The following is a 21,272-nucleotide window of genomic DNA, read 5'->3' as shown; positions in this document are numbered from 1 at the left end:
ATAAGTTCGGTTTGAATTGAGGAGACCATTGGTGTAAAGCACGATTAACAGTAGTTGTTGAAACACTCTGTCTAAAAGCGATATCTTTTTCAGAAGTAATAAACTGCCCTTCGGCAGCTAGTGTTTGAATGACACGTCTGGAGATAAAACAATTTCGTTTTACCATCGAAGTTGAAGCGATAAAGGTTGTTTTACATCCTTTACATAAAGGTTGGAAGGTTATTTGTTTTAGGGAGTGTGATACGTGATAGTTTAGTTCCGTGTTTAATGAGTTTAACTGTTTTATTATTAAAGCCGCAATTCGCACACCGTGAGTGTGTGTAAGAGCGTGTACCAAAATAACAAGTGCTTAAAACACCTTTAATTAACTGAGTTAAACACCATGTTTTTGGAAAAGAAATAGTTTCATCTGTAATTCCAGAGGAATTCGCGATATTATTACAAGTGATAGCTGACATTGTCGAATCCCCCTTATAAATTTGTTGTGGTGACTTAATATTATAGGGATTTTGAAAATGTTGCTATTTTTTTGCGGAAAAATAGGCATCAGTGAAAATTCACCAACACCATAAATTATAGAACCCGTCTTTTTTGTTATTACTCTGTTAAAATGACACCGAAATGATGCACGATAGCTGAAGCTTGTACGGGAGCGATTTTTAAGCCACGGATCAATTCAGGACTAACGACGATATGATAAAATTCACAGTTTGATAGGTCAATGTCTTTCATTACCGTTTGAGAAAAATCAGCACCTGTTAAGCGATTATTCATGAAAAAAACCGTTTCAAAGGTTGTGTCTTGAAAGAAACTTTCAGTCATATCACAACTTTCGAATTGGGATTTAACGAATTTCGCTTCTGAAAAATTCGCATACGAAAGACTGGCGTTGAGCCAACGGACATCTTTGAAATACGTATTGATGAAATTGGTGCCAAGTAGTTTGCAGCCTTCAAAGAGGACGCGAAAAAAGACAGCTTCTTCAAAATCAGTATTTGCCAAATTGCAATTTAAAAAATGAACATCAAGAAACTCGCATTTAGTCATTGTTGTTGTCAAAAAACGACAATTTTCAAAGCGGATTTCTTCACAGCCTTCAAAAGCAGCCGAGCACTCAATCTCACAGTTCAGATAATGTGAAAAGGGTGTTAACGTATCTGAGTCAATGATTTGGTCAGCAATAACGTGGTGATAGGTTTGCGTAGGTGCAATTATTTTTTTCATTGTATCCTCCAAAAAAGTAGTGTCTCTTTATTATAGCGAAAAAAAGGAGGTCTTGTCCGGTTATTGTTTTTTCCAGCGACTGAGCCCTTTTAATTGTAAGGGATAAAGTTTAATTAATAACCATTTTTTGATAGCGCCATGAGAGCTTGCTGTGAGTCCTTGTTGACCACGGGTAAGCATTTCAGTGTAGCTGATATTAGGCTCGGTAAAGGCACCGTTTTGATAGCATAAATGGCAATAACTGACTGTGGGTTCACCTGTGACTTCTGTTCCACGTAAATGATTAGCAGTTAACGGTAGGCCGCAACTTTGGCAAAATTTTTCGATGGCGAACATCTCCTTTTCTAATTAAATAAAATAGTGCTGATGGTCACGATTAAAATGCAGCTGATTTTATAACCTTCATTTATCCCAATTAAGGTTAGTGACTTTTGTTCGAATAGATACGTTTTAACGGCGGATAACGCCACCAGAGCGGCTAATAATAATCCAGTTAAAGGTAGTGTTAGTTGGCTATGTAGGAGTAGTGTGCTCACAATGAGAGCGACAAGTAATTCAATTATGAGCGTGGTAATAAAGGGCCGGTAACTGGAGCCATTACTTTCAATCTCAGTTGCAGTGACCTTCATAGCTCGTAACCACTGTTCTTTAAAAAATACGGAATACCAGAGTGCACCGATTAAAAAAGCAACAAAACCAGACGCTAAGGTGATAAGCATTGTGTTAGACCTCCTTGCAATTAGTCTTTTCGTTTAGTCATTTAGTATAACAAGTTTGTTAGAGCGATACAATAGGCAGAAGTGAGGAATGTGACATAAATGTAAGCTTTTGAATGACATTTGTCATCACAATCACACGTATTTATCGATAGAACTTGTTATAGTATGACTAGAGCTTAATTAAGAGGAGGACAACTAATGACAAATCAAATCGTAACAATTAATCATTTGCAAAAAATATATGGTAAGAAAAAAGAAAATGAGCATATGGCGCTCAAGGATATCTCATTTAATGTTGATAAAGGAGACTTTGTTGGTATTATGGGACCGTCGGGATCAGGCAAAACCACCTTGCTTAACATCTTGGCCACCTTAGATACAGCCACAAAGGGTGAAGTTAGTATTACAGGGCAAGACATAACACATCTAAACACCAATGAATTAGCCGAGTTTAGAGCGAAGAAATTAGGGTTTATCTTTCAAAATTTCAACTTGCTAGATAATTTATCGATTTATGAAAACATTGCATTACCGCTTTCTTTACAAAATGAATCGTCAGTTAATATTCGCACCATGGTTGAAAAGATTGCAGAAACCTTAGATATTACTCGGATTCTAAATAATTACCCTAACGAAGTATCTGGTGGCCAGCAACAACGTGCGGCTGCAGCTCGAGCGTTAGTGCATCAACCCTCACTTTTGTTAGGTGATGAGCCGACCGGTGCCCTCGATTCGAAAAATGCTAAAAGTTTATTGGAATCGATGAAGGCGTTAAATGAGGAACAGTTAGTGACAATTTTACTAGTGACACATGATGCTTTCAGTGCGAGTTATTGTAAACGCATTTTATTTATTAAAGATGGTATGCTCTTTAAAGAAATTCATCGTCAAGGTACACGTCATGATTTTTACAAAGAAATCTTAGCCGTATTAGAAGAATATAGCGAAGTTTAAGAGGAGGACCTTATGTTACTTAAATTATCATTATCAGGAATGAAAAATAAACGCAAAGAATACATCGTCCTCTTCATGGGCTTGATTATGTCGATTGCGATTTTCTATATGTTTGAAACGATTGCCTTAAATAAAGCGTTTCTCATTGGTAATACATCATTGAGTTTTATGGGGATTGTGTTTCACGCAGGGACGTTTTTATTAGCGGGCATTACGATTGTTTATATTCTGTATGCGAATGCCTTTCTTTTGACTTTACGTCAAAAAGAGTACGGTATGTATATGATGCTTGGTGCAAAAAAGAATAAAATTTCGCAGTTGATGTTTATCGAAACAGTCGCGATTGCTTGTATTACGTTAGTACTTGGTATTAGTGTTGGTATCGGACTAGCAAAGGGTGTAGCAACCTTGCTGTTGCATAAATTAGCCTTACCTGCAGGTGGTTTTGAGGCTGTTTATCCCAAGTCATTGATGATGACGTTGGTTTTCTTTGCTCTTCTATTCATTATTGCCGGGGCAATAAATGGTTTGAAACTGACACGTTTAAGTGTACTACAGTTGTTAAATGGCACAGAGTCATCTGAACGGGTTATTATCACTCGAACAAAAGTAGTGATTGAAGCTGTTATCGCAGTATTGTTGCTTGGTGTGGGCTATTATTTCATGATTAATATCCGAAAATTTCAATTCATCGGCATGTTCGGTGCCTTGATTACAATTTCAATTGGAACGTATTTCTTTTTTCGTGTGTTATTACCGTTATTTATTCGTGGGTTGCAAAAAACACCACGTTTTAATGATCATCAAATCAATCGATTTACCTTGGCGCAATTACGCTTTCGTGCGAGTGATTTAACGAAGGTGTTAGCACTTGTAACAATGCTTATTTCATTAGCAGTTGGTTCGATTGCTGTAGCGCTTGTTTTTAATAATAACATTAAGGAAACCACGGAAACCTTTGCTGTTTATGATTCGGTTGTTAAGAACCCGACAGCAGAACAAACAACGATTATTAACAAATTAGCTTCTAAAAGTAAGGCTACTTATCGCTTAAAAGAAAAAGACAAGACAATTTACTTAGTGGCAGAAGAGTTGCAACAACAAATGCCTCAGTACTTAAGTTATGAGGCGAATGACACGGTCGAAAAAACACCGACACAAGCGCTTGTGAAAAACAAAGCAATTGGCGATGTGAGTGATATGGACCAATGGGATAATGCGTTGAACCAATTGTTGCCTCAAACATATGACACCAAAAAAATCATAGTGACTGAAGCAGACTTTAATAAGTTGACGCTCAAAGAAAGTACAGTGATAGCGACAGTGGTAACTGATTTTGACGAGGCTAAACCGCAATTAGCAGCGTTAGATAAAAGCGAGACAGCAAAAAATCCGACGGTGGAACTTACGAGTAAATATAGCTCTTATCAATTAATGAGTGCGATGTTTAACGGGATTATCTTTATGGGCTTATTTTTAGGATTTGCTTTCTTAGCGATGATGGCAAGTTGCCTGATGTTTAAAATTCTAGTGGGAGCCTCTGCTGATATTCGTCGCTATGATATGCTGAATAAAATTGGTGTAAAACAAGCGTTGTTGAAACAATCGATGACGAAAGAGTTAGGGACGCTGTTTGTTTTTCCGGCCTTGTTGGCCACAGTGCATGTATTAGTGGGAATGAAAATGTTTGCTTACTTCTTGATGGTGGATGTTTACTTTAAAATTTGGCTACCATTTGTTATTTTTATTGCGATTTATGGTGTTTACTTTGTGATTACGACCAAACTTTATCAAGGTGTCGTCTTTAAAAAGAAGTGATTACTCAAAAAAATCAAACCTATCTCAAACGGAGATAGGTTTGATTAATAATCGGAATTGTCAGATAATAACGAGATGTGTTAAAGTTAATCTATTATACAGATAAGGATGTGTTGTTGATGGGGAAAACAAATACTACTTTAGATACGCAAGCAATTTATGATCGTGTGGCGAAATTAAACGCGAATGAGCCTGAATTTTTACAAGCTGTGAAAGAATTTCTTGATACCGTTTATCCGGCAGTTGAAGAAAATGAGGCTTACAAGCAACTAAACATTCTTGAGCGTATTTTAGAACCCGAACAACTTGTGCAATTTCGTGTGCCATGGGTAGATGATGCAGGTAACGTTCAAGTGAACCGTGGTTTCCGCGTTCATTTTAATAGTGCAATCGGGCCGTATAAAGGTGGGTTACGTTTCCATCCAACAGTAACAGCGAGTGTGGTTAAATTTTTAGGGTTTGAACAAGTGTTTAAAAACTCGTTAACAGGGCTACCAATTGGTGGTGGTAAAGGTGGATCAAACTTTGATCCTAAAGGTAAATCAGACATGGAAGTGATGCGTTTTTGCCAAAGTTTCATGACTGAATTATACCGTCACATTGGTGAAAATACTGATGTGCCAGCTGGTGATATCAACGTGGGTGGTCGCGAAATTGGCTTTTTATTTGGCCAATACAAGCGCTTAAAACATTCAAATGATGCAGGTGTCTTAACAGGCAAGGGTTTAACCTATGGTGGGAGCTTAGCACGTACGGAAGCAACGGGATATGGGTTAGTCTACTTAACTGATGAGATGTTAAAAGCGAAGGGATTAACGTTTAAAGATACAACAGTGGTTGTGTCTGGTTCGGGTAATGTTGCGATTTATGCAATTCAAAAAGCACAACAACTAGGCGCGAAAGTTGTCGCATGTTCAGACTCAACAGGCTATATTTACGATGCAGAGGGTATTGATGTAGCTTTGTTACAAGAAGTGAAAGAAGTGAAACGTGCTCGCTTAACGGAATATGCCGCAGCTCGACCGAACGCCGTTTATAAAGAAGGATCCGTTTGGGAGATTGATATCGAGTATACGGTAGCTTTACCTTCAGCAACACAAAATGAAATTGATTTAGAATTAGCAAAAAAATTAGTTGCTAACGGTGTTAAAGCAGTCGCTGAAGGAGCAAATATGCCAACAACGCTAGATGGTGTGGCTTACTTGCAAGCACAAGGTGTGCTCTTTGCGCCAGCTAAGGCAGCCAATGCGGGTGGTGTGGCAACATCTGCCCTTGAAATGTCGCAAAACAGTCAACGTTTATCGTGGACGTTTGAAGAAGTCGATGCGAAACTGAAAGAAATTATGCAAGACATCTACAAAAACATTAGTGATACAGCAAAACAATATGGCAAAGAAGACGACTTTGTAACTGGTGCGAACATTGCGGGCTTTAAAAAAGTGGCCGATGCAATGATTTCACAAGGTATCGTTTAAGTAGTCAACGAAGCCACCACTTCCCTCAATGAAGTGGTGGCTTTTTTGTGTTATTATTACAAGATAGTAACGGTATGTAGCGTTATCTTATGTTTACAAGACACGATTAATTTGTAGTTCTAGGAGGGAAATAATGGAGATACCTAATAAAGCTTTGTTGAAAAAGGCTGTTACGAGCGCTGTCAATTTAAATGCAACATACTCGCTTAAAGAATTAAACGATAAACTGACAGGTTGTGGGTTTGAAACAAAATTACTCGGTCCCGTTAATACAATGCGAATGGCAGAGGAAATTAAACATTCGAGTCAGTTGTTGTATTATTGGCATCAAGGTCGGGCAAGCAGCATTCATTGTCGCTTAGTCATTTCATACGACAAAACAGCGACAACTATAAGCGAAGTCGCTGTCTCTGCTATCAAATTTTAGGTTAGATAATGTTCTTTTGTTGCAACAGACTCATTAAGTCAAGTTTTGCATCACTAGTGATGACACGGACTTCGAGTTCAATTGCTCGTGCTGCCAAGGATTTGAAGGCGTTAATATCGATTTCATCAACAGCTAAAAAGTTGTTGATCATTTGTTTACCTTGCGTGTAAGACATCCCGCCTATATTAATAGTCGTGAGGGGGAGTCCTTGTTCAATGAGGCTGAGGACATCCGTTGGGTTGGTAAATAAGAACATCACTGCATCAGCGGCATATTTGGGGTTACGATAAACCCGTAGGGCTTTTTCAAGCGACACAACATGGGCACTGATGCCTGGTGGTGCGACTTGTTTGAGCATTGTACTACGAACAGGGTCAGCGGCAACCGCATCGTTAGCGACGATAATACGGGTGATTCCACTTGCTTTGGACCATGAGGTGGCGACTTGGCCGTGTATGAGACGATCATCAATGCGTGCGAGTTTAATATGCATCGAAACACTCCTTTGAGAGGGATCAGAATAGCTTTCAAAACGAGTGTAACATTGTACAATAGTGTGAGAAAGTAAAAAGCGCTATGCTTAACTATAATTAAAGCCCCTTAAACTTGGTCGTTTAAGGGGCTTTCGTATAGCTTCGAAGTTTGATGAGCTGATGTCGCTTTTGTTGCTTATTCTCTAGTGAAATACGGTAGCATCTGCTCCAGTTCATCGATGTTACGAGCATAGAGTAAGTGGCGGCGTTTATTAGCGATAATCGCCAAGATGCCGTCTTCTGCTAGATTCATCTGTTCGATAGCGTCATAGCGCACAAAGAAGTTGCCATAAAAGAAGCCATCTTGTTTGAAACGCACCTGAGGTTGGCGCACATATGAAAGAATTAAATAAAGGGCAACGAGGGCGATGAGTAGGTAGGTTACGATGATGTCACCGCCTCTAAAAAGATTGATAATCGCAATAAATGCGAAAAGTGCTGCAAAAATCAACGTATCCATAATGTTGCGTTTACGTAAGCGTAAGGCTAACAATGTTTTACCTTTCAAACGATCAATAATAATGTAATCATACACCAAGTAAAGCAAAATCAAACTGACGTAGGCGCCTAAAAAACCAGTTGTCCAAGACATACATCATACCTCCTTCTAAGTTGTTAAGACTCTCGTTAAGTATACCAGAAAATAAAAAACAGGTAAGGCGGGTAGACGTGCTACCTGCGCCTTACCTGTCGAGGATTAAGCTAAGAAGCCAACCCAGTAACCAAGAATACCGATTACGAAGAAACCGAAGATTAACCATAACGGGTTAACTTTACGTTTCAATAACCACATACATGCAAATGTTAAGAGTAATGGTACTAAACCAGGCATTAACTGATCGAGAATTGATTGAACAGTTGTTTCAACAACCTTACCATCATCACCTGTAACACGTGAAAGGACGAACGGCATGTTGACGGTGGTCCACTTGTTAACAAGTGCCCCCATGATGAACAGACCAAGAATTGAAGCGCCTTCTGTTAGTTTTTGTAAGAGACCACCACTCATGTCACCTACAACAGAAGACCCTTTTTTGTAACCGTACGAAACACCCCAGTAACGGATGAATAAACGAACAGCGTTAAAGAAGACGAAGAAAACAATCGGTCCTAAAATACTACCGTTCATTGCAAGCGAAGCACCAAGTGCACCTGCAACCGGACGTAACGTCCCCCAGAAAATCGGATCACCAACACCAGCAAGTGGTCCCATCAAACCAACTTTGATACCGTTGATGGCACCATCGTCGATTGGCGCACCGTTTGCACGTTGTTCTTCCATCGCAAGTGTTACGCCTAAGATTGGAGCACCAACATAGGGATGGGTATTAAAGAATTCTAAGTGACGTTTAATCGCAGCTACTCGTTCAGGTGAGCCTTCAGGGTATAAGCGTTTAATCGCTGGTACCATTGAATAAGCGTAACCTAAGGCTTGCATACGTTCAAAGTTCCAAGAACCTTGAAAAACGTTACTGCGTAAAAAGACAGCATTAATATCTTTTTTAGTTAATTTTTTTTTCTAATACATGTTCTTCAGCCATGATTTCTCCTCCTCCTTAATCTAATTCATCGTCGAGATCGCTTGGTCCACCTGCAGCAACAGCGTTTCCGCCACCACCATTACCATTATCATGGTATTTAGGGTGTAATTGAATGAAGATAATTGCTAAAAAGGCACCAATAACACCAAGAGCAATTAAGTTGAAGTCTGTAAATGCCGCGACAACGAATCCAAAGAAGAAGAATGGCATTAAGTAGCCAGCTTGCATCATGTTAATAACCATTGCATAACCAACAACAACGATCATCCCACCAGCAACAGCAAGACCACCTGTTACGACATCAGGAATTGAGTCTAATAAGTTTTTAATTGTATCAGTACCCACTGAGTAGGCAACGATAACAGCTGGAATAGCAATACGCATTGCTTGTAAAATAAGAGCGGTTAAATGAAGTCTTGAAATCGCATTTAAATCACCACGGTCAGCAGCTTTATCGGCCGCATGTTGGAAACCAACTGTGATAGTACGAACTAAGATTGTTAATACTTGACCAGCTGCAGCTAAAGGAATAGCAAGTGCGATACCTGCACCAATACTTTGGCCACCACCAATAACTAAAATTGTTGAAATAATTGAAGCAAGTGCTGTATCGGGTGCAACAGCAGCACCGATGTTCATCCAGCCTAACGCAATTAATTGTAATGAAGCACCGATCATAACACCTTGTGAGATGTCACCAAGCACTAAACCGATTAACGTACAGGCAATTAACGGTTGATGTGTTTGGAACTCATCAAGGATAGAACCCATACCTGCAACACAAGCTACGATAAAGACTAGGATAATTTGTAGAGTACCTATTTCCATGAGAATCTTCCTCCTTTTCCTTCTATTAAATTAGTTTATTTTACTTTGGCAAGTAAGGTCATCATGCTAACTTTACTGTCAGCAGCAACTTTACGAGCTTCAAGTTCAATACCTTTGTCATTTAAAGCATTGAATGCTTTAATGTCTGTTTCATCGACAGAAATGGCATTTGTTACCATTTGCTTACCTTCATGGTAGGCCATACCCCCAATGTTGACTGATGTGATATCGATACCATCTTCAATCACACGTAAAACGTCTGTAGGGTTTGTGAATAAGAACATTACTTTGTCAGTTGCGTATTTTGCGTTGTTGTAAACACGTGAAGCTTTAGCAACATCAACCACATGGGCTTTAACACCAGGTGGTGCAACTTGTGTCAATAACGTTTTACGAACCGTATCAGCTGCAACCTCATCAGACACAACGATGATACGGTTTACACCTGTTTCTTTTGTCCAGACAGTGGCAACTTGACCGTGAATTAAACGGTCGTCAATACGAGCTAATTTAATAATCATTTATAATTCCTCCTCATTTTCTTCTTCATTTGCTGCTGCAGCTAAGCCAGCTTTTAATGATTTGATACCAAAGGCACCGGCAGTTAGAGCGGTCTCAACTAGCTCAGGTAACGATTGGGCTGAGCGCATTGATAATGTTTCAAGTAACATCGGAATGTTGACACCAGTCACGACATCAGCATTTTCATGTTCAATGACGATACGACTAGCGGCGTTGAACGGGCTACCGCCAAACAAGTCGACCAGAAAAAGTAAGCCATCACTCGTATCGAGTGTGTTTGCTTCATCTTTTAATTTGTCTACTAACGTATCGGCGTTTTCGCCCGGCATGAAATCGATGACGCCAACATTCGTTTGTTCACCAATAATCATTTCAGTTGATTTGAGTAGTTGTTCGGCACTCGCACCGTGTGTTCCGATTACAATTGCAACTGTCATAGTAGTTCACCTCTTTTTTTTAATAGTTAATTGTCTACACTTATACTAATGCAAGTTCCGTGCCAACTTTCATGAGTGTGTGAAACCGTTATCATATCAAGGGTTTAAAAAAAAGAAAGACACTAAAATGAAAAAACAAGACACAAATACGTTATCGAAAACGGCAGTGTCTTGTTGTGTGTTTAGACTAAAGTGATTGGATAGTAAGTGTATCGGCAATCATATCCATGATGTAATACAGTTCATCATCGGATAAGTTAATTTTCAAACTGTTGTAAAAATGTTGGGCGATGGTATGGTAGTCGCCACGCTTGCTTAATTGTTGTGGACTTGCTGTCGCATAATAAGCAAGGGTTTCTTTCACAACGGCTCGTTCAAGTGCGCAACCGACATGCACAATCAGATTTATTTTTTGACCGTTAGTTAACTGAATGTTTTCGAACTGCTCAATATCGTTGACGAAAGCGAGTAGCAACGGCAGTACTTTTGTCGGATTCAAATACGTTAAAAACTCGTTGAGACTTTCTTCACTCATTTGTAGCACCATCGACGGCTTATTGATGTGTTCCAGTACTAGTGGCGTTGCTGTTGGAATGTAATGGTTTAATAGCGCTTCACCCTCACTATCAAAGAGCTGTTCGAGTGGGATAAAAGGTACGCCAACATTGGGGTTGGCGATACCAATCGATAATAAAATATGGTATTGATCGAGTTCTGTTTGGCGTTGGGCAACCTCGTGTAGCGGCATTGCGATAATACTAATATCGCTACGACCCATATTTTTCAAAAGGGTGCCCACAAAGGTTTGGAGTTTCAATGCCGTTCCTTCTCCGGTTGTACAAACGCTCAGAATCGCAAGTGGTTTATCTGCAGGTGAATCAGGTATCGCGACTGTTGTCGTTGGTTTCTCAAGATAATTTTCATAACCTCTAAAGTCTTTTAAGGAGCGGTAAATTGTCTCTAAATCCATTTCCATAATCGTTGCTTTACGAACCGCCTCAAGTACAGTCGGGGTTGACACCATATCAATTGTTTTGACAGGGATGCCAGTTTCCTCAGTGAGGATATCGCCAAAGCCGGTTAAGGAGCCCATATCAACCATTAGGAGCACCCCTTTGCCATTATCGATTTCACGCACAACCCGTCGCATATCATCTAAGACTTTTTTAGGGCTGAGGTCAAGGGGCATGTCGATGCTTTCGATGTTGTTTTCGCCTAATAGTTTTTTGACTACATTAACCATGCTACTGGCTGAGCTGCTGCCGTGCATCGCTACTAAAATAGCAACCCGCTGCGACTTATTATCTTTTAATAGTGAATTAATTAAAAGGGTTAAGTACATCGTTTCCATCATTGGAACTGACACACTAAAGTGTGTCTTAATCATCTGATTAATTTGAATCGATAATTCATATTCGGTTGCCATTTCTTGCACGACATTTTCGATGTTGGCGTAGCGAACGATTTTATGTTCTTTATTACGTTTTAAGAACGCCGTTAAATGAAGACCAAAGGCGAGGATGAAACGTTCATCGAGTTTACGGTGTAAATGCTGCTCAATCATTGATTTTATATTTTCGGTGAAATTTAAGATGTCTTCATTAATAACCTTTAACATTTTTTCACGGGATTGGGTATTGTTCTGGAACTTTGAATAAAATGAGTTGAGATGGATGTCGATATCAATCCCAATGAAGCGGTTAATTTCTTCATCTTTAATGCCTTGGTCGACCATGAAACCAACCTTGTCTTCGATAATGCTATAAAGATTAAAGTCTGGCTCATAGGCGTCGTCTTTAATAAGCGACTTTGTATTATCATCGGGATAAACGATGACATCGCTCTTAAGATGATCAGACAGTTCTTGCATTTCGGCACGATTGCCACTGAGATGGAAGAAACCATTCTTCACTTCAGCAGGGAGATCCTTAAAATTAATTTTTAAGGTGTCATCTTTTAAGGAATGCAAGAAGGCATTGGCACAGACGAGTTGGATGTTGGATTTTAGTTGACCAACATTGCCGTAGGTTGTGTTACCAATTAACGCTTTCGTTGCTTCGGTATCAATCTCAATTGGTTTTTTTATTCGATGCGCTTCGGTCGTTAAGAGAAAACGTAATAAATCAATTTTATCCTTGGCTGCTCGTTCTTCAAAGGTCGGGATGTTAATAATAATTGGAATCCGTCGTACGAACGTTTTTAATAAGGAAGATTCAGGATTTTCGGTCGTTGCACAAATGATGAGAACGTCGGCATGATGTTGACGTTCGGTCTCGCCAAGTTTGGCATAATTACCATTATCCATTAAGTAGAAAATCATCTCTTGACCTTCGGGTGGTAAACGATGCACCTCATCGAGAAATAAAATACCTTGATGAGCTTTTTCAACAAGTCCTTGTTTATCGGTATCTGCACCAGTGAAAGCGCCTTTAACGTGTCCGAACAAATGGGACATTAGCAATTGTGGATTTGTATAATAATCGGCACAGTTGAACACAACGAAGGGTGAATCAGCTGCGTATTTGCCGATGTGATGGGCATAATTAAACATCATATTAGCGAATAAGGTTTTACCCACACCGGTGGGTCCAACGATTAATGTGTCTAAGCCATTAGGTGGATAAAGAATCGCTGCTTTGGCTTGTTCAACTTGATTGCGTAAGCTTGTTGTGGCACCGATTAAATCGGAAAAAGGTGTCTTTTCGTATTCAGCTGTCGTAGTTGGTTGTGCAGCCAAAAACACTTCCAAAGAGTCGAAAAAGAAAGTCGTGACAGCTGTTCCGAGTAATTGTTCGGCAGCTGCGAGACTTAAATAACCAACAGGGCGGCCATTAATTTTAACTAATTTTTGTTCGCGAAATAATTGATTGAGGTCAGCGCTTACATTATTGCGTTGGATATTAACTGCTTCGGCTATTTGTAAGGCTGTGATACCTCCAGTCGCTAATAAAGTGTCTAAATCGATGTGAGTCGATAAGGTTTCAAGTTGTGCTAATACGCGTTCATTTCTTTTCAAATAGCTTCACCCCTTACAATCAGATTGTTATGATACTTGTATTTTAACACGAAAAAAGCTATTCTGATATTGTAAGTGTCTTATACTTTGAGGAGGAACATGCATGAAAGAACCGATTTTTTTAGAAGGCGAATTACATGAAAAAATTTGGGGTGGCCATAAGTTACATGAATTGTTTGGTTATGGTGAAACAACCAAAAACATCGGTGAAAATTGGGGGATTAGTGCCCACAAAAATGGCGATGCCAAGGTATTGAATCCGATGTTTACTGGTGAAACACTTGCGGGTTTGTGGGAAAAGCGCCGTGACTTATTTGCAGATTCTACTCAAGCTGAATTTCCTTTACTGACAAAGATTTTAGATGCAAGTAGTGATTTATCAGTACAAGTGCATCCGGATGATGCCTATGGTCAAGCTCATGCAGGTGAACAAGGTAAGACAGAGTGTTGGTATGTCATCGCAGCTGAACCGGGTGCCAAAATTGTTTATGGGCATAAGGCGAAAACAAAAGCGCAATTTGAAACATTGGCTTTAAATGGTGAGTGGGATCGTTTACTGCGTTCCGTTGAAGTTAAGGCGGGCGATTTTTATTACGTACCAAGTGGTACGGTACATGCGATTGGTGCGGGGATTGTTATTTTAGAAACGCAGCAAAGCAGTGATACGACTTATCGTTTGTATGATTATGATCGTGTTGATGCAACAACCGGACAAAAGCGTCCATTGCAGATTACGGAATCACTCGATGTGACGACTGTGCCTCATCATGTCGTAGCGCCACATCAAACAAAGGTTATTTCGGAAACAATCAGCATGATTACCTTAGTTGAGAGTGATTACTTTAACGTTTATAAATGGGTGGTGCGAGGCACGGCAACAATGTCAGCCTTTGGTCCGTATACGTTGGCAAGTGTGATCAGTGGCACGGGTCATATTCGGATTGACAACCGTTCATTTGATCTTAAAGCAGGTGACCACTTTATTATTCCAGCGACCGTTAAAAAGTGGGAGCTGAAGGGTAAAATGGAATTGATTGCCTCAACACCAGGTCCAAAAAATAGCTAATTGTAACGAAGCACCCCCTCCAAGGGCTGCTTGAGACTGAAGATAAACGCTGTTTTAGGTCGTTACGACTTGCTCGCTCGGGATTACATACCATCAGTATGCGCACCGTCACTCGCTCGTCGTGCCTAGAACGAAAGTGTGAAGTCAACCGGTTGGAAGCATACAGCTTGGAAGAGAAATGAAGGCGACTATTTACCGTCGCTGCCATTTTTCTGAAAGGTGATAGCTTCTGGTTGATTGAACTAGAGGACATAAAAGCCTTGCTATTCAGTCTTATCAGCTCGTAAACAAAGTCACTGTATAGAATTCGAAAGAAAATAAAGTCTCTTTAGACTTTCAGACTGAAGCAGTCCCTCGAGGGGCTGCTTTTTTTGTAAGTTGACAGAAAAACAACTTGACGAAAACGTTTTCAATGGGTATATTATAAACGAAAACATTTTCGAATGGAGGAATAATTATGAAAACATTTTTCGAAAAAGCACAACAGTTTGGAAAATCATTTATGTTGCCGATAGCTATTTTGCCAGCGGCAGGGTTGTTATTAGGGATTGGTGGGGCATTATCGAATCCCAATACAATCGCGGCATATCCAGTGTTAGATATTGCGTGGTTACAAGCTATTTTTACGATTATGAGTGCGGCAGGTAATATTGTTTTTGCTAATTTACCTGTTATTTTTGCAGTCGGAGTAACAGTGGGACTCGCTAAATCAGATAAGGGAACGGCGGCGTTAGCTTCTTTACTTGGTTACCTCGTGATGAATGCAACCATTAATGCGTTGTTAATTTTATCGGATAAACTCGTAGTTGATGGTCTAGCAGCAGTTGGGCAAGGGATGACTTTAGGTATTCAAACGCTAGAATCAGGCGTCTTTGGTGGTTTAGTCATTGGTATTATTACGGCCTTATTACATAATCGCTTCAATAAAATTGAATTGCCACAGGTCATTGGCTTTTTTGGAGGTTCACGCTTTGTACCGATTGTGACTGCTTTTACCGCGATTTTTGTTGGCGTAGTGATGTACTTTGTTTGGCCCATCTTCCAATCGGGAATATTTAAAGTGGGCGATATTGTCAATGCCACAGGGGCTATTGGTACCTTTTTCTTCGGATTTATATTACGCTTATTAGGGCCATTTGGACTGCATCATATTTTCTATCTGCCATTTTGGCAAACAGCATTAGGTGGTAGTTTAGAAGTTGGCGGTCAGTTAGTGCAAGGAACACAAAACATTTTCTTTGCCCAATTGGCTGATCCAACAGTGACACAGTTTTATGAAGGCACATCACGTTTCATGTCAGGTCGTTTTATTACGATGATGTTCGGATTGATTGGGGCGGCATTAGCGATTTATCGCTGTGCGAAACCAGAGAATAAAAAAATTGTTGGTGGGTTAATGTTATCAGCAGCAATCACTTCTTTTTTAACAGGAATTACAGAGCCGTTAGAATTTTCATTCTTGTTTGTGGCGCCGGCCTTATATGTGGTTCATGCCTTCTTTGATGGGCTGGCTTTTATGATGGCTGATTTATTCAACATTACGATTGGTCAAACATTCTCTGGTGGTTTTATCGACTTTATACTGTTCGGTGTGTTACAAGGCGAAGCTAAAACGAACTGGCTATATGTTATTTTCATCGGCATTGTCTGGTTTTGTCTCTACTACTTTACCTTCATGTTCCTCATTAAAAAATTCAACTTCAAGACGCCTGGGCGTGAAGCTAAGTTAGTGAAGGCAGCTAAAGTTGAAGGGTCTAATCGTGCATTAGCCATTATTGCGGGCTTAGGGGGATTAGATAACCTCGATACCGTTGATTGTTGTGCCACACGTTTACGTGTCACTGTCCGAGATGAAAGATTGGTTGATGATGAGCAGTTGAAAACAACTGGTAGCAATGGGATTGTGAAAAACGGTCGTGGTATTCAAGTAATCTATGGACCACAAGTGACTGTTGTTAAAAATGAAATTGAAGAATTGATGGAGGCGGAATAAAATGAATATGTTAGAACGTGTAAAAAAAGGTTTAATTGTATCGTGTCAGGCATTACCTGATGAACCACTTCATAGTGCATATATTATGGGGAGACTGGCTGTCGCAGCTGAATTAGGTGGGGCTGTGGGTATTCGTGCGAACTCACAGGTAGATATTATTGAAATTAAAAAAAATACTAATTTGCCTGTTATTGGCATTGTTAAACGGGATTACCCAGATTCGCAGGTGTTTATTACAGCGACGATGTCTGAAATTGATGAACTGATGGTGACTGGCTGTGAGATGATTGCCTTAGATGCGACTGATCGTCTTCGACCGAATGGTGAAACATTAGCACAATTGATGACGAACATAAAAGCGAAATACCCTGATGTGTTATTGATGGCAGATACGGCAACAATCGCAGAGGCAATCACAGCCGAAAAATTAGGGTTTGACTGTGTTTCAACGACATTAATGGGTTACACTGAACAGTCGTCTGGTGATAATATCGAAGATGATGACTTTAGTCGTCTAAAAGAAATTTTGGCAACCTTATCAGTGCCGATTATTGCAGAAGGTCATGTGGATACACCAGCGAAAGCGAAACGTTGTAAAGAATTGGGCGTTCATGCGATCGTAGTCGGTAGTGCGATTACACGTCCTAAATTGATAACGGAAACATTTGTAGCAGAGATGAACGAAGTACAGTAGGTTAAATAAACACCGCTACCTAATGGTAGCGGTGTTTTTATTTCTTTAAAGTAGCTAACGTCAGGTCACGATTCGCTTTGAAGGTCTTATCTTCTAATAAACGATAATAGATGACATCGAAGATAAAGTGAATCGATAGTTGGCTATTGATAAAACGCTCATCGGCAATGGGAACAATGCTTGATGTAAAGAGGACGCCGTCACAACTGTTAGTGAGTGCGGTATAATCTTTAATCGTTAAGGCGAAAATAGTCGCTTGATTCGCTTTAGCAAACTCGGAGGCACGGATGATGGCTTCTGTTGTACCTGAATTTGAAATGACGACTAAGAGGTCGTTTTTTGTGAGAAGACTGGCGCGCATGACCATTTGATGAGGATCAGTTTCAGCATCGATACTAATACCCATCCGACTTAAATGATTTTTAAACTCAATTGCGCTTAAACCTGAACTGCCAATGCCACACACGAGAATACGTTGGGCGGATTTGATATGATTAATGAATTCAATCAAGGCTTTTGATTCAAGGAGGGCAGCTGATGATTGCAAGATTTGGTTGTAGTACGAGACAATTTGGTTGGAACCTAAGATAGCGGTATCAACGGCAGTTTCTTGTAATAACATTGTTTTTAGTTCAGCAAAGCTACGGTATTCTAACTTATGACAAAATCGCGAAATTGCTGCATTCGAGGTACCAATCTCCTGAGATAACGTGCTGATTGAAGCGGTCGTGACAGACGTGGTATTGTGAAGAAAATAATCAGCTATCTTTTGTTCGTTATTAGATAAGACACGAGAATTGCGGGCAATTCGATTAGCTAAGGTCATTGTGTTCATCGAGGATCTCCTTTCAGCGTGACACTAGATAGCTTTAGTATAGCGTAAACATGGAAGTCCTGCTATAAAAGATAAACGCTGTTCTAGGTCGTTACGACTTGTTCGCTCGGGATTACGTACCATCAGTACGCGTTCCGTCACTCGCTCATCGTGCCTACTAGTACGAAAGTAATTTAAAGCCGTTCTAAACTGCAATGTTTGGAGAAAATAACGTCTCGACTATTTCCCGTCACTACTTTTCCATGAAATATCATAGAAGTTAGCTGATTAAACGCGAGGATATAACAACGTTTCTTTTCAGTCAAGTTATCTTGTAGCCAAAGTCACTTGAACTAATGTTCAAAGTAAACGCAATTTAATTCGACTTTCTCTACAATCTGAAGCGCTAAGCAATCGTTTTGCTTAGCGCTTTTTATCTCGTATTATTTTTAATAAAACAATGTTTACTTCTTTAGGCGGCGGGCAATGAGGCTACCGGCTGATTGCAGAAGTTGAACGATAATAATTAAGAGAATTAAGGTGACATACATCATTCCTGGCTGGAAGCGGAGGTAACCGAATTGATACGCTAAGTCGCCAAGTCCACCAGCACCAACAAAACCGGCCATTGCTGTTGCACCAATTAAACCAATCGTAGCAATGGTTAAGCCTAGAATAATGGCTGAACGTGATTCACGCACCATCACGAACCAGATGATTTTCCAAGTCGCGATACCCATTGATTGATAGGCCTCAACAACCCCTTTATCAACCTCTAATAAGGCTGATTCAATTAAACGGGCGATATAGGGAGCACAGTACACAACTAACGGTACGATTACCCCTTGTACTCCAATAGTTGTGCCGGCAACTAACTTTGTGAACGGAATCAAAAAGAAGAGCAGAATGATAAAGGGAATCGAGCGAATAATATTAATAATCGCATTGGCAATCGTGTAAGTGATTTTATTTTCAGCGTGTCCACCTTTACGTGTAAGTACTAATAAAATCGCCAGTGGCACGCCTAAAATCACCGAGATAACGAGTGAGATAGCAGTCATTTGTAAAGTTGCAATCAACCCTTCGAGAATCGTGGGCCCCATTCAGAGAAAAAATTAGACATTAAGGACACCTTCTTTCGTAACGATAATGGCTTGGCTTTCTAAATAGGTAATTGTGTTAGTAATGTCAGCTGTGCGACCTTCTAAGTGGACAATCAAATTCCCAATCGCTTCGTTTTTAAATTGATCGATGCCACCAGCGATAATATTTGGGACGACATTAAAATGTTTACTAACATAAGCTAAAGCCGGTTGACTTGCTGCATCACCGACGAAGGTACATTGGATTAAGACACCTGTTTGATCAAACGCGCCGACGATTTTTTCAGGGATTTTATACTTCGCTGAATTTTTCAAGAAACTTTTTGTAACAGTTGAGCGTGGTTGTGTAAACACTTCGACGACTGTTCCTTGTTCGACAATTTCACCGTTTTCCATCACAGCTACTCGATCACATAGGCGTTGAATCACACTCAGTTCATGTGTAATTAAAAAGATAGTGAGGCCGAGTTTTTCATTAATTTCGAGCAGTAACGCTAAAATTGATTCGGTTGTATTTGGATCAAGTGCACTGGTTGCCTCATCACTAAGTAAAATTTCAGGTTCGTGAGAGAGCGCACGGGCAATCGCCACCCGCTGTTTTTGTCCGCCCGATAGTTGTGCTGGGTAAGCGGTAGCTCGATCGCTAAGACCGACAATGCCTAAATATTTTTCAACGCGCTCAGCGATGACTTCTTTTGATAGACCTGTTAATTTTAACGGAATCGCAATGTTGTCATAAACAGTGGCCGTTGTTAAGAGATTGTAGCCTTGAAAGATCATTCCGATTTTTTGGCGTGCTTGACGTAAGGCGATTTTATCTAAGACTTGTAAATTAACACCGTCAATGAAAACTTGCCCTGTAGTGGGTGTTTCTAGCAGGTTAATACAGCGGATGAGCGTGCTCTTGCCGGCACCGCTGTAGCCAATTACCCCATATATTTCACCAGCATTAACTTGGACGGAGACGTCTTTTAAAGCTGTAATCACTTTTTTATCGACAGTATAGTCTTTTGAAATGTTTTTAAGTTCAATCATGCTCTCGTCCCCCTATATCATTACCATGTTGTAACAACTGATCCTTTGAATTGTTTAGCGATATACGCTTTAACTTCGTCAGAGTGGTAGTATTTTTTTAACTTTTTAACAATCGCATCATCTTTATTTTCGATACGAACAGCAAAATAGTTAGGGTAAGGGTTATCAGTTAAAGGCTCATGATAAATTGCATCGTCTTTAATGTTTAAGCCAGTGCCCATGGCAAAATTTGTGTTGATCGCAGCCGCTTTTACTTCACCTAAGTGTTTTGATACTTGAGCAGAATCAAGTTCAACGATTTCTAAGTTTAATTTGTTTTCAACAATGTCTTTTTTAGTCGTATTTTCACCAGCTTTATCTGACAGCTTGATAAGTCCTGCTTCTTCAAATAATTGAAGGGCACGTAATTCGTTGGCAGGGTCATTAGGAACGGCAATTTTATCGCCTTCCTTAATATCGTCAATGCTCTTGATTGAGTCAGAATAAATCCCAAGCGGGAAGGCAACTGTTGCAAACACTTCGGTGATTTTAAAGTCTTTTGACTTGATTTGATTTTTTAAGAACGGTAACGTCTGGAAGCTGTTGGCGTCAAGTTCGCCTTGATCTAAAGTTGTATTTGGTGTGTTGTAATCACTAAACACTTTTAACTTGATGGTAACGCCATCCTTTTTAGCAACTTTGGCAACTTCTTTCATGATTTGTTCGTGGGGGCCGCCGGTAACACCGACTGTGACTTCTTTATCATCGAGTGCTTTGCTACCGCCACCGCAGGCTGCCAATGTGAGTAAAACTGCTAAAATAACGAGTGAACCGAGTGTCTTTGTCAATTTTTTCATAAAATAATTCCTCCTGTTTGTCTGTGTATTGGTAAAAAAAGGTAATAAAAAAGACTTCTCAAAAAGAGAAGTCGGGTAAACGCTACTTCTCTTATCTGCCAAAATCAGTCACCTGATTTTGTTGGAATTAGCACCTCATCAATTGATATTGATAGGTTGCCGGGTTTCATAGGGCCAGTCCCTCCACCACTCTGGATAAGAAATCTTATTTAATTGTAAGGCCTACTACTGTAGGTG

Annotated in this window: 20 protein-coding genes, 2 pseudogenes and 1 riboswitch; of the genes and pseudogenes, 7 read left to right on the top strand and 15 right to left on the bottom strand. The window is 39.9% G+C overall.

Annotated features, from left to right (window positions below; all coding sequences use genetic code 11):
• Positions 1-200: 200 nt before the first annotated feature.
• From BCAMP_RS03430 to BCAMP_RS03415, 4 genes are all read right to left on the bottom strand, one after another.
• Positions 201-458, bottom strand: a complete 258-nt coding sequence (locus BCAMP_RS03430) for a hypothetical protein (protein WP_035313689.1) — start codon at positions 456-458, stop codon at positions 201-203.
• Positions 459-597: 139 nt separating this feature from the next.
• On the bottom strand, positions 598-1,224 hold the full coding sequence (locus tag BCAMP_RS03425; protein ID WP_035313687.1) for a pentapeptide repeat-containing protein: 627 nt from the start codon (positions 1,222-1,224) through the stop codon (positions 598-600).
• Between the two features lie 60 nt (positions 1,225-1,284).
• Positions 1,285-1,560, bottom strand: a complete 276-nt coding sequence (locus BCAMP_RS03420; protein ID WP_051456863.1) for a zinc ribbon domain-containing protein — start codon at positions 1,558-1,560, stop codon at positions 1,285-1,287.
• Positions 1,561-1,568: 8 nt separating this feature from the next.
• Positions 1,569-1,943 (bottom strand): DUF1761 domain-containing protein, encoded by a 375-nt coding sequence (locus BCAMP_RS03415; RefSeq protein ID WP_035313685.1) that lies wholly within the window; start codon positions 1,941-1,943, stop codon positions 1,569-1,571.
• A 198-nt stretch (positions 1,944-2,141) separates the two neighbouring features.
• Between BCAMP_RS03415 and BCAMP_RS03410 the strand changes: the two genes are divergently transcribed.
• The 4 genes from BCAMP_RS03410 to BCAMP_RS03395 all read left to right on the top strand — a co-directional run bounded on the left by BCAMP_RS03410 (position 2,142) and on the right by BCAMP_RS03395 (position 6,617).
• Positions 2,142-2,897, top strand: coding sequence for an ABC transporter ATP-binding protein (locus BCAMP_RS03410; RefSeq protein WP_035313683.1), 756 nt, complete (start codon positions 2,142-2,144; stop codon positions 2,895-2,897).
• A gap of 12 nt (positions 2,898-2,909) precedes the next feature.
• Entirely contained in the window at positions 2,910-4,715 is a 1,806-nt protein-coding gene (locus BCAMP_RS03405) for an ABC transporter permease (RefSeq protein WP_035313679.1), read from the top strand.
• 119 nt (positions 4,716-4,834) lie between these two features.
• Complete coding sequence (gene gdhA, locus BCAMP_RS03400) at positions 4,835-6,190, top strand: NADP-specific glutamate dehydrogenase (protein ID WP_051456862.1); 1,356 nt, start codon at positions 4,835-4,837, stop codon at positions 6,188-6,190.
• Between the two features lie 133 nt (positions 6,191-6,323).
• Positions 6,324-6,617: a hypothetical protein gene (locus BCAMP_RS03395; RefSeq protein WP_035313677.1), complete on the top strand. Its 294-nt coding sequence runs from the start codon at positions 6,324-6,326 to the stop codon at positions 6,615-6,617.
• A gap of 1 nt (position 6,618) precedes the next feature.
• On the opposite strand, the gene BCAMP_RS03390 is transcribed toward BCAMP_RS03395, so the two are convergent.
• From BCAMP_RS03390 to BCAMP_RS03360, 7 genes and pseudogenes are all read right to left on the bottom strand, one after another.
• On the bottom strand, positions 6,619-7,110 hold the full coding sequence (locus BCAMP_RS03390; RefSeq protein WP_035313675.1) for a mannose/fructose/sorbose PTS transporter subunit IIB: 492 nt from the start codon (positions 7,108-7,110) through the stop codon (positions 6,619-6,621).
• A gap of 176 nt (positions 7,111-7,286) precedes the next feature.
• Positions 7,287-7,742, bottom strand: a complete 456-nt coding sequence (locus BCAMP_RS03385; RefSeq protein WP_035313673.1) for a YobD family protein — start codon at positions 7,740-7,742, stop codon at positions 7,287-7,289.
• Between the two features lie 105 nt (positions 7,743-7,847).
• A pseudogene (locus BCAMP_RS03380) lies at positions 7,848-8,669 on the bottom strand (PTS mannose transporter subunit IID); the annotation flags it as partial.
• Between the two features lie 37 nt (positions 8,670-8,706).
• Positions 8,707-9,519: a PTS mannose/fructose/sorbose transporter subunit IIC gene (locus BCAMP_RS03375; RefSeq protein WP_035313670.1), complete on the bottom strand. Its 813-nt coding sequence runs from the start codon at positions 9,517-9,519 to the stop codon at positions 8,707-8,709.
• 35 nt (positions 9,520-9,554) lie between these two features.
• Entirely contained in the window at positions 9,555-10,040 is a 486-nt protein-coding gene (locus BCAMP_RS13745; RefSeq protein ID WP_035313668.1) for a mannose/fructose/sorbose PTS transporter subunit IIB, read from the bottom strand.
• Positions 10,041-10,478, bottom strand: a complete 438-nt coding sequence (locus BCAMP_RS13740) for a mannose/fructose/sorbose PTS transporter subunit IIA (protein WP_035313665.1) — start codon at positions 10,476-10,478, stop codon at positions 10,041-10,043.
• 187 nt (positions 10,479-10,665) lie between these two features.
• Positions 10,666-13,494: a sigma-54-dependent transcriptional regulator gene (locus tag BCAMP_RS03360; RefSeq protein WP_035313663.1), complete on the bottom strand. Its 2,829-nt coding sequence runs from the start codon at positions 13,492-13,494 to the stop codon at positions 10,666-10,668.
• Between the two features lie 103 nt (positions 13,495-13,597).
• On the opposite strand from BCAMP_RS03360, the gene manA reads away from it, so the two are divergent.
• From manA to BCAMP_RS03345, 3 genes are all read left to right on the top strand, one after another.
• Positions 13,598-14,560, top strand: coding sequence for a mannose-6-phosphate isomerase, class I (gene manA, locus BCAMP_RS03355; protein ID WP_035313661.1), 963 nt, complete (start codon positions 13,598-13,600; stop codon positions 14,558-14,560).
• 457 nt (positions 14,561-15,017) lie between these two features.
• Positions 15,018-16,553, top strand: a complete 1,536-nt coding sequence (locus BCAMP_RS03350) for a PTS transporter subunit EIIC (RefSeq protein ID WP_035313657.1) — start codon at positions 15,018-15,020, stop codon at positions 16,551-16,553.
• Between the two features lie 7 nt (positions 16,554-16,560).
• Positions 16,561-17,247: an N-acetylmannosamine-6-phosphate 2-epimerase gene (locus BCAMP_RS03345; RefSeq protein WP_156921129.1), complete on the top strand. Its 687-nt coding sequence runs from the start codon at positions 16,561-16,563 to the stop codon at positions 17,245-17,247.
• Positions 17,248-17,284: 37 nt separating this feature from the next.
• Here the strand turns inward: BCAMP_RS03345 and BCAMP_RS03340 are convergent, their stop codons facing one another.
• The 4 genes and pseudogenes from BCAMP_RS03340 to BCAMP_RS03325 all read right to left on the bottom strand — a co-directional run bounded on the left by BCAMP_RS03340 (position 17,285) and on the right by BCAMP_RS03325 (position 21,035).
• The gene (locus BCAMP_RS03340) at positions 17,285-18,082 is read right to left on the bottom strand and encodes a MurR/RpiR family transcriptional regulator (RefSeq protein WP_035313654.1); all 798 of its coding nucleotides are present in this window, start codon (positions 18,080-18,082) and stop codon (positions 17,285-17,287) included.
• Between the two features lie 443 nt (positions 18,083-18,525).
• Positions 18,526-19,184: pseudogene (locus tag BCAMP_RS03335) on the bottom strand (methionine ABC transporter permease).
• Positions 19,177-20,199: a methionine ABC transporter ATP-binding protein gene (locus BCAMP_RS03330; protein ID WP_035313650.1), complete on the bottom strand. Its 1,023-nt coding sequence runs from the start codon at positions 20,197-20,199 to the stop codon at positions 19,177-19,179. Before BCAMP_RS03330 ends, BCAMP_RS03335 begins: the two are co-directional and overlap by 8 nt.
• A gap of 20 nt (positions 20,200-20,219) precedes the next feature.
• A complete protein-coding gene (locus BCAMP_RS03325) occupies positions 20,220-21,035 on the bottom strand; it encodes a MetQ/NlpA family ABC transporter substrate-binding protein (protein WP_035313648.1) in 816 nt (271 codons plus the stop codon).
• 88 nt (positions 21,036-21,123) lie between these two features.
• Positions 21,124-21,237: riboswitch (SAM riboswitch) on the bottom strand.
• Between the last annotated feature and the right edge of the window lie 35 nt (positions 21,238-21,272).

The organism is Brochothrix campestris FSL F6-1037 (assembly GCF_000525915.1).
Taxonomy (GTDB): Bacteria; Bacillota; Bacilli; order Lactobacillales; family Listeriaceae; genus Brochothrix; species Brochothrix campestris.
The sequence above is the reverse complement of the archived record's forward strand: the minus strand, read 5'-3'. Positions and strand labels throughout refer to the sequence as shown.